This window comes from Asanoa sp. WMMD1127 (genome assembly GCF_029626225.1).
GTDB lineage: Bacteria > Actinomycetota > Actinomycetes > Mycobacteriales > Micromonosporaceae > Asanoa.
In genome coordinates, this window is the sequence record NZ_JARUBP010000001.1 from 2,710,123 (window position 1) to 2,724,221 (window position 14,099).

Below are 14,099 nucleotides of genomic sequence, written 5' to 3' on the forward strand. Positions count from 1 at the left end.
CTTCCCCTATAAGGGGCATTGCGGTGGGGGTGGCGCCGGTCGCCGGCACCGGAAGAAGGAGCCGCCGCCCGAGATCGACGCTCACCTAGGGTGACGCCGGGCGAACGGCGTGCTGACAAACGGTCTGAACATCGCATCAGTACGGCTATCGCGGACAGGGTGGGCTTTCTCTTTGCCCGGCCGACGTGATGGAATGCCGGGGGTCCGACCCGCCCGGGTCGGTCGATCGGCGGTGCCCGTGCGCAATTCCCTGACGGCGCCGAACCGGAGGGCGGTGACGTGAGCAAGCGGCCGAAGACGGCGAATTCCTTCATGTCGCGTCTCCGCCGGCCAGCCGGCCGGCTACGTGATCTGCCGATCTGGTCGAAGCTCGGCCTCATCATGATCGTGCCGACCCTGGCGACGATCGTGGTTGGCACCAACGGCCTGATCGATCACATCGAGACGTCGGAGAACGCGGACCAGGCACGTGACCTCGCCGTGGTGGTGGAAGCGTCCGGGGATCTCGTCCAGAACCTGCAGAACGAGCGGGCCGCGGCGGCGATGCTGCTGGGTGCCGAGTCCGAGTCGAAGACGGCGCAGGCCAAATACCGCTCCGCCTTCGAGGCCTCGTCGCAGGCGGTCGACCGCGTGGTCAACAACTACTCGACGCAGCGGGCCTCCCTCAACGACCTGCCCGGCAACTTCGTCGGCACGCTCGGTCAGATCGACGACGGCCTGCAGGGCCTCCCGGGCGTCCGCAGTCAGGTGACCGGCGGCAAGTTCGCCTTCACGGACGCGGCCCGGGCCTACAACGCGCTCGTCGACAACCTGCTCAACCTCCGTGACGGCGCCGCCCAGCTGGCCGCCAACACGTCACTGAGCGAGCGGATGCGGGCGGTGGCCGCCGTCGCGCGCCAGAAGGAGTTCCTCTCGCAGGAGCGGCTCGTCGTGCTCCAGGCCTACAGCGCCGGCGCGATGAACCAGAACCTGAAGAAGGAGTTCATCGCCTCGCAGACCGGCCAGCTGCAGGCCTCCGAGACGTTCCTGTCGGTCGCCACGGTGACCGAGGAAGAGCAATACAACCAGACGGTGGCCGGCTCCGACCTGCGGTCGTCGACCGCGTTCGCTGGCTGGGTCACCGGCAACATGCCCAGCGACGGCCAGCTCGGCAACGCGCCGTTCACGATCGACTCGTGGGACAGCGCGCTGCTCGGCCACAGCCGGTTGATCCGCAGCGTCGAGCGCCGCTTCGACAACTCCGTGGTCGATGTCGCCACCACCCTGCGTGACGACGTGCAGCGCCAGGTCCTCATCGAGACCGGCCTGCTGCTCGCCATGCTGCTGCTGGCCATCCTGTTCGCCTGGTTGGTCGCCCGGTCGATGGCGCGGTCGCTGCGTGAGCTGCGGCACGGCGCGCTCGCGGTCGCCCAGTACGGCCTGCCGCAGGCGGTGTCCCGACTGCGTGACCCGGCGCTGTCCACCCAGATGTCGCCGGCCCAGCTGGCCAACCAGATCGCCGAGCCGCTGCCCGTCCGCAGCAAGGACGAGTTCGGCCAGGTGACCGAGGCGTTCAACGCGGTCCACCTCGAGGCCGTCCGCACCGCGGCCGAGCAGGCCGCCCTGCGCGCCTCCGTCGGCACGATGTTCGTCAACCTCGCCCGCCGTTCGCAGATCCTGGTCGACCGGCTGATCGGCCACCTCGACCGGCTCGAGCGCGGTGAGGAAGACCCGGACCGCCTGGCCGAGCTGTTCCAGCTCGACCACCTGGCCACCCGGATGCGCCGCAACGACGAAAACCTCCTGGTGCTCGCCGGCGCCGACTCGACCCGTATCCAGCGGGAGCCGGCCGCCCTGATCGACGTGCTGCGCGCCGCGCAGTCCGAGGTCGAGCACTACACCCGGATCGAGTTCGGGGTCATCGACCGCGACATCGAGGTCGCCGCCCACGCGGTCAACGACCTCGTCCACCTGGTCGCCGAGCTGTTCGACAACGCGACCGCGTTCTCCCCGCCGGACTCGCACGTCATGGTCGAGGCCCGCCGGATCGGCGAGCACGCCGTGCTCTACGTCGAGGACCGCGGCATCGGCATCACGCCCGACCAGCTCAACGACATCAACGAGCGGCTCGCCACGCCACCGATGGTCGACGTGGCGGTCTCCCGGATGATGGGCCTCGTCGTGGTCGCCCGGCTCGCCGCGCGGCACGGCGTCAAGGTCGAGCTCCGGCCCGCCGCCGACCGCGGCACCGTCGCCGACGTCTCGCTGCCCACCTCGGTCCTGGTGCCCCGGGCGCTGGCCGGTCGTGGCCCGCAGGCCGGCGCCTTCGAGGTGCCGGTGCAGCAGCCGCCGGCCCAGGTCGCCCGCTCGCCGTTCCCCGCGCCGCTGGCGCTGGAGAGCGGCCCGGTGGCCCGGCCCGACCGCGACCTGGCCGGTGCCGGCGCGGGTGGCGGCCTCGCCAGCGCGTTCGGCGGCAACCGGCCGGGCGACGCGCACACCAACGGCTTCAACGGCGCCAACGGCAACGGCAACGGTCGCTCCGGCGCCGCGATGCCGGCGTGGTCCGACCTCACCGGCGCCGGCCCGCAGGGCGGCCGCGGTGACGACCCGTTCGGTGGTCCGCGCGGCGGCAACGGCCAGCGCCACGACCCGCTGCCGCAGCGCCGGGCGAGCGACGGCTGGGCGATGGAGGGCGAGGTGACCGCGGGTCCGCAGTCGCCGGCCATCCCGCGCCAGACCCCGCGCGACGACGTGGCCTCGCCGTTCTCGGCGCCGCCGGTCATCTCCGTGCCGCCGGTCATCTCGGTGCCGCCGTCGTCGAGCCCCTCGTCCGCACCGCGCCAGCCCGAGCCGTGGGAGCAGGGCGGCCCGACGCTGCCGCCGAGCGCGCCCGCCGGCCCGCCGATCGCGATGCCCGACAGCCCGATCGTTCCCGGCCGCTCCGGTGGTCTGCCCGGTCGCCAGCCGGGTCAGCCGACCGGTCCGAGCGTGCCGCTGCGCCAGCCGCAGGCCATGACGCCGCCGCCGGCGTCGGCCCCGCCGGCCGCTCCGCCGCAGGCCAGCCCCGCGGCGCCCTACGGTCTCGCGGGCGCCGGCACCCCGGCCGGTGGCCAGGCGCCGCCGGCTTGGCCGCCGGTCGCGGCCGAGCCTCAGCCGGCCGCCGACCACCTGTCGGCCGGCCTCGACATGACCGCCGAGCTGCCCCGGGTCGAGCGCCCGGCGGCCGCCGAGGCGGCATCGGCCCAGCCCGCCGTCCCGCCGATCATCCCGGCCACCAACAAGGCCCGGTTCGCCGACGAGACGATGGAGCTGCCGATCTTCCGCGAGCTGGAGTCGGCGTGGTTCCGCACCCGCCGGTCCGCCGCGGAGGAGTCCTCGCTCACGCCGACGCCGAGCGCCGCCGCCGCCCCCGCGGCTGCCGCGCCGGCAGCCACCGCGGCGCCGGCGCCCGCCGACGCCCGGGTGGGCGCCGCCGGCGCGCCGACGCAGCAGTTCGCCACCGTCGAGGCCAGCCAGCGGCTCACCAGCTCGCCGCAGTCGCGCACGGCGCCGCCGGCGGCCAGTCCGGTCGGTGGCGGCGGCCTGGGCGGCGGCGGTCTGGGCAGCGGCCTGCCGACGCGCCCGACGGCGCCGAGCGGTCCGGCGCCGAGTGGCCCGCCGCCGAGCGGTCCGCCGGCCCAGCAGCCCAGCGGCCTGTCCGGCAACGGCAACGGTGCCGCCCGTCGGCCCGAGCCCGAGTCGTGGCAGACGGCCGCTGACGAGGGGTGGCGGGCAGCGTCCGCCGTCTCCGACATGCAAGTGAACGAAACCACGCAGGCCGGCCTGCCCAAGCGGGTTCCGATGGCGCAGCTCGTGCCGGGCGGGGTCGACAAGGCGGCTTCCAACGTGCAGAAGCGCACGCCGGAAGCGGTACGCGGGCTGCTCTCGGCCTACCACCGAGGTGTGCAGCGCGGTCGCACCCAGCCCAAGGACGAAACTTCGGATACGACTCCGGCCGGGCAGCCCTCCCAAGCTGGCCACGGTCCGGGTGCCGGGAGCGGTCAGAAGGAGCACGAACGATGACAACCACGCAAGATCTCGGCTGGCTGCTCGCCAACTTCGCCGACCGCGTACCGGGTGTCGCACACGCGATCGCGGTCTCGGCCGACGGTCTGCTCCTCGCATCGTCGCGGGACCTGCCGCGCGACCGGGCCGACCAGCTGGCGGCGATCTCGTCCGGCCTGGTCAGCCTGACCCAGGGCGCGGCGCGGTGCTTCGAAGGCGGCGCCGTCCTGCAGAACGTGGTCGAGATGGACAACGGCTTCCTGTTCCTGATGTCGATCTCGGACGGTTCGTCGTTCGCGGTCCTGGCCGCCCGCAGCTGCGACGTGGGCCAGGTCGGCTACGAGATGGCGCTGCTGGTCGACCGGGTCGGCGACGCGCTGACACCGGCGCCGCGCACCGCCGCGGGCATGCTCGGCTAGTCGTTCCCCGGAACGGCGCACCACACAACAACACACAGACGCGACGAGTCCCGAGCGGTCGGGCCGTGCGGAACGGATGCGAAGGGGGTGAGCGGCGATGACCGACAGGGACGAGCCGACCGGCGCGTTGGTGCGGCCGTACGCCGTCACCCGCGGCCGCACCCGGCCCCGGCTCGAGATCGCCCTCGAGGCACTCGTCGAGACGACGGTCCGTGGCCGGACAGCCAACTCCACCAAGGGTGGGCACGGTCGCGAGCACCAATACATCGCCGCGTTGTGCGACGGCCGGTTGCAGTCGCTCGCGGAGATCGCGGCCCGGATGCAGCTCCCACTGGGTGTTGCCCGGGTCCTGATCGCCGACATGGCCGCCGACGGGCTCGTCGCGGTCTACGAACCGACCTCACTGGAAGACACGAACGATGCGGTGGGCACTGAACTGCTGGAGAGGGTGCTGAGTGGACTTCGCAGGCTCTGACGTGACGCACCGCCCGAGCGCTGGTCGTGTGACGTCGGCGAAGATTGTCATCGCCGGCGGATTCGGCGTCGGCAAGACCACGCTGGTCGGGTCGGTGTCCGAGATCACGCCGCTGACCACCGAGGCCATCATGACCTCGGCCGGCGTCGGCGTCGACGACACCCGGCAGGTGCCGGGCAAGACGACGACGACCGTCGCGATGGACTTCGGCCGCATCACGATCGACCGTGACCTGATCCTCTACCTGTTCGGCACACCCGGCCAGACCCGGTTCTGGTTCATGTGGGACGAGCTGGTTCGAGGCGCGATCGGGGCGATCGTGCTGGTCGACACCCGTCGACTAGCCGACTGCTTCGCCGCGATCGACTTCTTCGAGCATCGCCGCCTGCCCTACCTGGTGGCGATCAACTGCTTCGACGGCGTGCAATACCACGACCCCCAGGACGTGCGCGACGCCCTCGCGATCTCCAGCGACGTCCCGGTCGTGGCCTGCGACGCCCGCAACCGCGAGTCGACGAAGCACGTGCTGATCAGCCTCGTGGAATACGTGCTCAGCATGCGCCGGTCGCGCGCGGTCGCCCCGGCCTGACCGCCGACTCCGCAGCACCCACCCACTGCGCGAAGAAGCCCCACCGCCTCGGCGGTGGGGCTTCTCGTGTGGCCTCGGTAGACGACCCGTCAGCTGACGCGGATCCAGGCGTTCTCGACGACCTGGAAGACCGCCAGCGAGTCGGCGGTCATGCCACCGTGCTTGATCGGCTGGAAGTCGTAGGAGCCGGCGATGCCCTCGGTGATGAGGTTTTCCAGGTAGACCCGGATGCGGCCCCGGTCGACGCTGCGACCCAGGCGGGCGGCGTTGGCGATCAGGCGCACGGCGTCGGAGGTGTAGGGCGCGAAGCCCCGGAACGCACCGTGCTTCTGGATGTAGCGGTAAATGAAGTCACGCCGGTCGAGGTCGGCCATCGTCGTGTCGGTCAGCGACGTGCCGGCGAGCGAGGCCGGGTGGATCGCGTAGGCGCCCCGGACGGCGATCTCGTTGTCGCCGGCGAGCGTGTCGTCGGCCACCGCGCCCGGGTCGAAGATGAACATGCCCTCGAAGCTGGAGTCGCGGGCCGCCTGCGCCGCGGCGCCGGAGTCGGGCGCCTGGGCCCAGATGATGATGGCGTCCGGCCTCTCGTTGGTCACCTTGCGGACCGCCGAGGTGACGTTGTTGCCCGTGTTCGGCAGCTGTGACTCGATGAGATTGTTGCCGAAGGCCCTGCGCAGAGCGGCGATGCCGGCCGCGCCGTAGGCCCCGTCGGCGTAGATCACGCCGAGTTTGGTCGGGCGGTCCTTCTCGGGCAGGTTGTTGCGCAGGTCGACCATCGCCCGCGCCACGTCTTCGGCGTTGGGCTGCAGCTTGTAGATGTAGGTGCGCGCGGTCAGCGGCGTGACGATGCCGTCGGCGGAACCCAGCGAGATGAAGGGGACCTGCTCCTTCTGCGCGACGTTCAGCATCGCCAGCGAGGTCTCGGCCAGGATGCCGCCGAGCATCGCGTGCACGTTCTCCTTCTGGATGAGCTCCGTCGCCTGCTGCGCGGCGGTCTCGGGCCGGCTGCCGTTGTCGCGATAGATCATCTTGATCCGGCGGCGCAGGTTGCCGACGGGCACGCCCTCTTCGTTGAGCGTGTCGACGGTGATCCGCAGCGCCCGCTCCTGCAGCACGCCGTGCGCGGAGCCGGGGCCGGTCAGCTCCAGGCTGGCGCCGATGATGAGCTCCTCGGAGCCGCGCGTGGTGGGGCCGGGGCTGTCGCGCTCGTCATCGGCACCGCAGGCGGCGGTGAACAGGGTGCCGGCCGTGGCGACGAGGAGACCGCGCCGGGACAGCTGGACCCGGCTGAGCGCCGGCTTCGACATCTGGTGCCGCCTTTCCACAGCCCGGCGACGCCCGTCGCCAGACACCACGCGGGTATGCTCCCGGGCCGGCGGGCCCGCAGTCAAATCGCCCTCATATCCGGCCGGAAGGTCACGTCCGGGCAGACCGGTATTCGTATTCCTGGCTCTCGTCACGGCCACCGTGGTCGCGGCTGAAGTCCCAGCCACCGGCGGATTCGCGGCCGGGACGGCCGCCCACGGCGTAGCCACCGATCTCCTGACCGCGACGCCAGCCGCGGAAGTAGCCGGTGGTGTGCGCGGCGATGCTCGCGGCGTCGCGGACGATGCGCAGTGGCCGCTCCTCGCGCAACGGCGAGCCGGGCACGAGGTTGGCCTGCGGGACCCGGCGCGGGAGGCCCGACTTGGTCTCGACGCCCACCGCAGGCGAGGAGGCCTTCTCGGCGGCCTGCCAGCCCGTGTCGGCGACCGACGCCCAGGCCAGGTCTTCGCTCTCGTCCGGGTGACCGGTGAACCACGCCGAGCGGGCGGCCGCGAAGATCAGCAGGTCGCCGTCGCCCTCGTCGGAGACCGGCGGCGCGCTGATGCCGATCGGGAGCTGGTGGCTGCCGGTGTCGGACGGGCTCTCCACCAGCCGCAGCGGCGGCGCGTCATAGCGGGCGGCGTAGTCGTCGCGGTTGCGGCGGTCGCGGTTGCGGGTCTCGCGCGGGCTGTCGTCGCGCAGGGCGCGGTCGGCCAGCGGCGGCGGCTCCACCAGGCGCAGGATCGGCGGCTCCGGCGGCATGTCGTCGGCCAGCCACGGCGGCGGCACCCGGTCGTCGCCGACGGCCGAGTAGGTCGGCCGGTCGAGCTCGCTCGGCGGCAGCTCGCTCAGGTCGGGGAAGCGCGAGTCGCCGTTGGCCCGGTCGTCGCTGGTGTTGTCGACCAGCGGCCAGTTGGCCCGGGCGCCCGGCTCCGGTCGCGGGGCAGGCACCGGAACGCTCAGGTCGGTGGCCTGGAAACCGGTGACCGGCGGCTGCGGCGGAGGCGGCGTGCCGGCCGCGCGGCCGTTGGCGCGCGGCGGGATCACGGTCGGCCGCTTGCGCTCGGCGCGGGCCGAGTTGAGGGCGGCGTTGGTCAGCGTGGCCCGGAACGGCTCACCGGCCTCGGCCGGCGGCACGGTCGGCCGCTGCGCCGGGATCGGGGTGATGCCGGGCGGCGGGGGCGGCACGGAGACCGGCTTGTTGGCCGGGCTGGCCGAGACCGGCCGGCCGGGCAGCGGCGTCGTCGAGGCGGCGGGCGACTGCGGCGTGGCCGGCAGCCGGGGCGCGGTGGAGTAGCGATCGGCCGGCGACTGGGACGCGGCGGGCAGCTGCGGCGCGGCCGGCAGGTGCGGTGCGGCCGGGTAGCGCTCGGTGGCCGGCGTCTCGGGCGTGGCCCGGTAGCGGTCGGCGGCCGGGGAGTGCGGCGCGGCGGGCAGGTGCGGTGCGGCCGGGTAGCGCTCGGCCGCGGGTGCCTCGGGTGTGCTCCGGTAGCGGTCGGCGGCCGGTGCGGCGGGCAGGTGCGGCGCGGCCGGGTAGCGCTCGGTGGCCGGCGTCTCGGGCGTGGCCCGGTAGCGGTCGGCGGCCGGGGAGTGCGGTGCGGCCGGCAGGTGGGACGCGGCCGGGGAGTGCGGTGCGGCCGGCAGGTGCGGTGCGGCCGGGTAGCGCTCGGCCGCGGGCGCCTCGGGCGTGGCCCGGTAGCGGCCGGCCGCCGGTGACTGCGGCGCGGCCGGCATGCGCTGGGCGGCGGCCGGCGACTCGGGCTGCTGGTGCGGCGCCGCCGGAGAGTGCGGTGCGGCCGGCAGTGGCGTCGGGGGCTGCAGCGTGGCCGGGGTCGGCGGCTGCGGTGTGGCCGATCGCGGCTGCTGGTAGCGGCTGGTGCCGTCGAAACCGGTCGACCAGGCGTGACCCGGGCTGCGGGACGGCATCGGCGTGCCGCCGCTCGGCGTCGGCGTGGTCAGGCCCGGCGCGGCCGTCTCGGCGGACCGGTTGGGGTTGCGCTCGGTCGAACGGCTCGTGCGGGACTCGGTCGACCGCCCCGGTGTGCGCTGGTCGGCGGCGCGGGCGGCCGGGTTGCGCGGCTCGGCGGCGCGTCGCCCGGCGTTCGGGGGCCGGGCCGGGCTGGCGGCCCGGGCAGCCGGCTCGGCTGGCTCGGCGAACGGCGTGGCCGAGGTGACCGGGGCCGGCGCGGTCGGCGGCGGCGTCACCGGGGTGGGCGCGACCGGCGGGGTCGTCAGCGCGCGCGGCGTGGTCGCCGCGGCGGCCGGCTCGGGGCGGTGCCGGCGGCCGGTCGCGCCGCGCTCGGGCAGCGGGACCGGCAGCGCGTGCAGCCCGGCCGGCGTCGCCGCCGGCTCGGTGGTCTCGGTGGTGGCGGCGGCGCGGCGCATCGGGCGGCGCGGGACCGCGGTGATCGGCGTCGTGCGGGCGGCCAGCGTGGCGACCAGCGCGGCGCAGCCCTCGTCGCAGGAGCGCACGGCGGCGACGGCCTGCCGGACGGCATCGGCGGACGCGCTGGCGAGCGCCTTGCTGATGGTGCCGCGGCGCGGCGTCTCGGCGATCGCGACCCGCAGCGCGGTGATCGCCTCGGCCACCTCGGCCTCGTCGCCGAGCCCGTCGGCGGCCAGCCGCTTGACCACCGCTTCGGCGGTCGCGGGCAGGTCACGGCCGCGGGCGGCCACGCCGGAGACCAGGCCGGGCTCGGGCAGGGCGTCGAGGACGGCGAGCGTCAGCGGCTCGGCCGGGTCGGAGTAGGCGCGCAGCGCGGCCGGGTAGAGCTCCCGGAGCACCTCACGCAGCGTCGCCGCGGCGGAGTGGCGGCCACCGGCGAGCGCGGAGTGCGCGGCCAGGACGGGCCGGTAGGGCGCGAGGTCGCGGGGCACCGGCAGGCCGACGGCGAAGATCGCACCCGCCTGGAGCGCCCGGGCCAGGCCGACCGCGCGGCGCTCGGCGGCCGGGGACTCCATCTCCTCGAGCGACTCGTCGTCGGCGAACCGCTCGGCGAAGTCGTCGACCGCGTCGTCGTCGGCGATGGCCAACGGCCGGCCGGCGGCGGACAACAGGGAGGTCACCTCGTGGTCGTCGCTGTCAGCGGCGATGGCGGCGGAGCCGGGGCCGTTGGCCCGCTCCGCCAGCAGGGCGCCTAGCTCGGCGTAACCCGCCGGGTCGTCGGTGATCTCGCAGACGTCGAGCAACCGCCCGGCGTCGTCGACGACGGCCGCCGTCAGACCAGTGCCGGCAGTAGCCGGCCGACCCGTCGGTTCCGCCGATGCGAGACCGCAGTACACCCGCACGAGCGCCACGGCGTCGTCCTCCTCCCCGGGCACAAATGTGCCAAGGACTGATGTTCCCTGGTTAGGGGTCAGTCGCGCCAGTCCACAGCGGCAGAGATCTTGCCGATAATCGTGCGCCAGCCCAAACTTGCGGTTTGTGCCCCGATTTTCCGGAGTCGGCGGCGTGCCATGAACCCGCCGATGCCGCCGTCCACGACCCCACGCAGGGCTTCGTCGAGGTCGTCGAGGCTCGAACCGGGAGACAGCATGTCGAGAACAGCGGGCAGGCGCAAGGCGTACGCCAGGTCGCGGGCCACCTCGCCGGCTTCGATGATCAGCGGCGGGTCCCAGCTGTCGTGGCCGCCACGCAGGTTCTCCACCACGAGGTCGAGCTCGTAGGAGTCCTCGTCGAGCGGCGCCACGTTGACGGGCTCGATGCGCTCGGCGAGGGTCGCCCAGGCGTCGACCTGAGCCAGGTCGTGGGGCGCGCCCGAACGGATGAAGCTGACCAGCCCCTCGGGGCTGCGGAAGAGCAGCAGCTTGCCGCGGTGGGTGAGGAAGACGGGGACCTCCTCGGCCGCCTCCTCTTCTTCCTCTTCCTCTTCTTCTTCGGCGTGCTCCTCGGCCTCGACGTCCGCCTCGGCGTCTTCGTCGTCCGCCCGGTCGGTGTCGGCCTCGTCGTCGTCCTCGTCGGCGTCGCGGGCGCCGGCGCGGGCCTTGCGGCGCTCCTCGCGGCCGGCCGCCTCGGCCTGCTCGGCCAGCTCCTCGTCGGTGAAGACGAGGTCGTCCTCGTCCTCCTCGGCCAGGCGCGCCCGGGCCGAGAACGGGTCGTCCTCGTCGCGGTCGGAGGTGTCGGTCGGCGTGAGCTCGTTGGACATCCGGTAGGCCCGCAGCGTGTAGCCCGTGCCCGCCGGAAGGGCGATCTCGACCGGGTCGATCCGCAGGTCTTCCCAGAAACCTCGGTGGTCGGCGGGGTCGACACCGACCTCGTCGGCCTCGGTCGCCTCGTCGGTCACCTCATCGGCCTCGTCGGTCACCTCATCGGCGGCAACGGCCTCGTCGGTCACCGCCGCTTCGGGCGTGTCGGCGCCGGGCGTGGTCTCCTCGACCTCGGCCACGGGCTCGTCCGGGGACGGCGACTTGGCCTTGGACCGGTTGGACTGGCGCGCCACGCTGACCTCCGGGAGTGGTGTGTTTCGGGCGTGCGTCGGTGAACTCGCGCACGAACACCCTAGTGTGCTCCGGCCGCGTTGACCGCCCGCACCCCGGGTGGCGAGTTCCTGGCGTCGCGGCGCGCCTACGAGTAGCCTTCCTACCTATGAAGGCGCAGGCGCTGCACGGCCACCTCGACGCGCTCCTGCTGTCGGTGCTCGAAGGCGGTCCGCTGCACGGCTACGCCGTGATCGAGGCGCTCAAGGCCCGCAGCGGCGGCTCGCTCAACCTGCCCACCGGCACCGTCTATCCCGCGCTGCGCCGGCTCGAGCGGGCCGGCTTCGTCGACAGCAGCTGGAGCACGGTCAACGGCCGCGAGCGCCGCACCTATGAGTTGACCGGTTCGGGCCGCCGTGCGCTGGCCGGTGAGCGGGCGAGCTGGACCGAGTTCAGCTCCACTGTGGGCCGTTTCCTCGGCGCGGAGTCCTAGTTACCGCGCCGAGCCCGGTGACCGCAGCCCGGCCGATCCAGGCCGTCGCGATCGTCATGGCGGCGCCGCCGACGAGCATCGGTGGCCAGGTGAGGGCGCCGGACCACATGCCGGCGGACCAGCCGTAGAGAGCCGTGCCACTGGCGGCGATCAGGCCCAGCACCACGACGAGAGCGACCATGGCGCCGCGCAGCAACCGCGGTGACACCGCCCGCCCGCGCCGGGTGGCCAGCCACAACGCGAGGCTGCCCAGCAGCGCGCCGGCGATCGCGACCCGGCCCAGCCAGTCGACGCTCTCCGAGAGGAGCAGGTAGCCGGCCGGCGGCTGCGGGCCCGTCCACGGCGCGCCCTGCCACATGAGGTCGCTGCAGAAGGCGGACACCCCGAAGACGGCGACCACCCGCAGCCCGAACACCCGGGCCGCGGAAGCGGCCAGCTCCGCCTGGAACGCCGGCGCCACCTCGTCGACCGAGCCGAACTCGGCGACCGCCCGGCGCTGCGCCACGACCCGCGGCTCGCCGGCGTCGCACAGGTCGCGCACCGCGTCGTCGAGGCCGTCGCGGGCCTCGGTCAGCATGCGTCGCTTGACCGCCGACGGTCCCGACAGCGCCCGGTCGAGCCGGTGGATGTGCTGGTCGACGAGGCTGTCCGGGCGCATGCGCCAACACTGCCACGGCCGGGCCCGGGTCACCTCCGGTGCTTGCCCCTAAGTAAGGGCGAGGTAGCCCCGCTCGTCGGCCTGCTGGCTGCGCCACTGGTCGCGGTACCAGCCCGGCTGGGTGACGAGGTCGGCGTGCCGGCCGCGCTGGACCACCCGGCCCGCGTCGAGCACCAGGACCTCGTCGAACGCGTCGAGCCCGTGCAGCCGATGGGTGACGAGCAGGACCGCGCCCGGCGTGGCGGCCACGACGGCGGCGAGCACCGCGTCGGCGGCGGCCGGGTCGAGGCCCTCGGTCGGTTCGTCGAGTACGAGCACGTCGGGGCGCAGCAGCAGGGCGCGGGCCAGGGCCAACCGCTGTCGCTGGCCGCCGGAGAGCTGGCCGCCGTCCTCGCCGACCTCGGTGTCCCAGCCGGCGGGCTGGTCGCGCACCCAGTCGAGGAAGCCGGCGGCGGCCGCCGCGGCGGTGAGGTCGTCGTCGGTGGCGTCGGGGCGGGCGAGCAGCAGGTTGTCGCGTACCGGAGCGTGGAAGACGTGGGCGTCCGCGAACAGGCCGCCGACCCGGTGCGGGTCGCCGGCGCCGACCACCCGGCCGGCGTCGGGCCGGACCGCTCCGGCCAGCACGGCCAGCAGGGTGCTCTTGCCGGCGCCGCTCGGGCCGACCACGGCCACCCGACGGCCCGGTGGCAGCCGCAGCGTGACTCCGTCCAACGCCGGCGCCGCCCCCGCCCGGTAGGTCACCGACACGCCCTCGACCCCCGGCACCCCGCCGGCCGATGGGGCGGGCTCCGGTTCCGGATCGGCCGGTGTGAGGAGGGCGGCGACGCGGCTCAGCGCCGTGCCGAGCTGGGCCCGCTGGCGGGCCGCGCCGACCAGGGCGAGCGCCGACTCCACGGCCGCGAGCGTGCCGACCGCCAGCACGCCGACCAACGTCCCGGACGTGCCGCCGTGCAGCGCGGCTAGCACCACGAGCGCGGCGGTGGCGCCGGCGAGCAGCACACCGGCCCCGTCGACGGCCCAGCCAACCAGGGCCAACCGCCGTTCGAGCCGGGCCAGCGCGGCGGCCCGGCCGGCGGCCTTGGCCAGCGCCGACTCGGTGGCCCCGAACGCCGCCAGGTCGGCCGCGCCCGCGGTCAGGTCGATCGCGTCGACGGCCAGCGCGCCGCGCAGCGGCGCCACCTCGGCCGCCGTGCGCCGGGTGAGCCGGGACGCCAGCCAGGGCAGCCCGACGCCGGCCAGCAGCAGCCCGGCCGCGAGCGGCAGCGCGGCCAGCGGGCTGATCAGCGCCGCGCCGCCGACCGCCAGCACGGCGACCAGGCCGGCGGCGGCCCCCGGTACGAGCACCCGCAGCAGCAGGTCCTGCACCGCGTCCACATCGGACACCAGCCGGCTGAGCGCGTCGCCGGAGCGGTCGGTGGCGCGGGCCGGGCGGGCGGCCAGCGTGGCGAAGATCCGGGTGCGGACCTCGGTGACGATCCGGAGCACGGCGTCGTGGCCGGCCAGCCGTTCGGTGTAGCGCAGCACGCCGCGGGCGATCGCCAGCGTCCGCACCGCGACGATGGCGACCGTCAGCGCGGCCACCGGCGGTTGCCCGGCCGCGGTGATGAGCAGCCAGGTGGCGGTCGCCATCAGTGCCAGGGCGGCGAGTTCGGTGCCGGCGGCCAGCAGGCCGGCGCCGACGAGCCGGCTCAGCCAGGGGCGGGCGACGCGCAGGACGGCGC

At 74.6% G+C, this 14,099-nt stretch carries 9 protein-coding genes and 1 pseudogene; 5 read left to right on the top strand and 5 right to left on the bottom strand.

Annotated elements, in window-relative coordinates; all coding sequences use genetic code 11:
* Positions 1–279: 279 nt before the first annotated feature.
* The 4 genes from O7635_RS13050 (at position 280) to O7635_RS13065 (ending at position 5,506) form a co-directional block, all read left to right on the top strand.
* Positions 280–4,041: a sensor histidine kinase gene (locus tag O7635_RS13050; RefSeq protein WP_278080675.1), complete on the top strand. Its 3,762-nt coding sequence runs from the start codon at positions 280–282 to the stop codon at positions 4,039–4,041.
* The gene (locus O7635_RS13055) at positions 4,038–4,442 is read left to right on the top strand and encodes a roadblock/LC7 domain-containing protein (RefSeq protein WP_089247307.1); all 405 of its coding nucleotides are present in this window, start codon (positions 4,038–4,040) and stop codon (positions 4,440–4,442) included. The genes O7635_RS13050 and O7635_RS13055 overlap by 4 nt, the downstream gene beginning before the upstream one ends.
* A 97-nt stretch (positions 4,443–4,539) precedes the next feature.
* Positions 4,540–4,917, top strand: coding sequence for a DUF742 domain-containing protein (locus O7635_RS13060; protein ID WP_203701264.1), 378 nt, complete (start codon positions 4,540–4,542; stop codon positions 4,915–4,917).
* Positions 4,898–5,506 carry an ATP/GTP-binding protein gene (locus tag O7635_RS13065; protein WP_203709990.1) on the top strand — a complete coding sequence of 203 codons (609 nt, stop codon included), beginning with the start codon at positions 4,898–4,900 and terminating at the stop codon, positions 5,504–5,506. The genes O7635_RS13060 and O7635_RS13065 overlap by 20 nt, the downstream gene beginning before the upstream one ends.
* An 89-nt stretch (positions 5,507–5,595) precedes the next feature.
* On the opposite strand, the gene O7635_RS13070 is transcribed toward O7635_RS13065, so the two are convergent.
* The 3 genes from O7635_RS13070 to O7635_RS13080 all read right to left on the bottom strand — a co-directional run bounded on the left by O7635_RS13070 (position 5,596) and on the right by O7635_RS13080 (position 11,250).
* Positions 5,596–6,813, bottom strand: coding sequence for an ABC transporter substrate-binding protein (locus O7635_RS13070; protein ID WP_278080676.1), 1,218 nt, complete (start codon positions 6,811–6,813; stop codon positions 5,596–5,598).
* A gap of 109 nt (positions 6,814–6,922) precedes the next feature.
* Positions 6,923–10,108 carry a transposase gene (locus tag O7635_RS13075; protein ID WP_278080677.1) on the bottom strand — a complete coding sequence of 1,062 codons (3,186 nt, stop codon included), beginning with the start codon at positions 10,106–10,108 and terminating at the stop codon, positions 6,923–6,925.
* A 59-nt stretch (positions 10,109–10,167) separates the two neighbouring features.
* The gene (locus tag O7635_RS13080; protein WP_278080678.1) at positions 10,168–11,250 is read right to left on the bottom strand and encodes a DNA primase; all 1,083 of its coding nucleotides are present in this window, start codon (positions 11,248–11,250) and stop codon (positions 10,168–10,170) included.
* A gap of 146 nt (positions 11,251–11,396) precedes the next feature.
* On the opposite strand from O7635_RS13080, the gene O7635_RS13085 reads away from it, so the two are divergent.
* A complete protein-coding gene (locus O7635_RS13085) occupies positions 11,397–11,720 on the top strand; it encodes a helix-turn-helix transcriptional regulator (protein ID WP_278080679.1) in 324 nt (107 codons plus the stop codon).
* On the opposite strand, the gene O7635_RS13090 is transcribed toward O7635_RS13085, so the two are convergent.
* Both O7635_RS13090 and cydC read right to left on the bottom strand, forming a co-directional pair.
* The gene (locus O7635_RS13090; protein ID WP_278080680.1) at positions 11,680–12,378 is read right to left on the bottom strand and encodes a permease prefix domain 1-containing protein; all 699 of its coding nucleotides are present in this window, start codon (positions 12,376–12,378) and stop codon (positions 11,680–11,682) included. The two genes, O7635_RS13085 and O7635_RS13090, sit on opposite strands and share 41 nt — an antisense overlap.
* A 48-nt stretch (positions 12,379–12,426) precedes the next feature.
* Positions 12,427–14,094: pseudogene (gene cydC, locus O7635_RS13095) on the bottom strand (thiol reductant ABC exporter subunit CydC); the annotation flags it as partial.
* Positions 14,095–14,099: the final 5 nt, after the last annotated feature.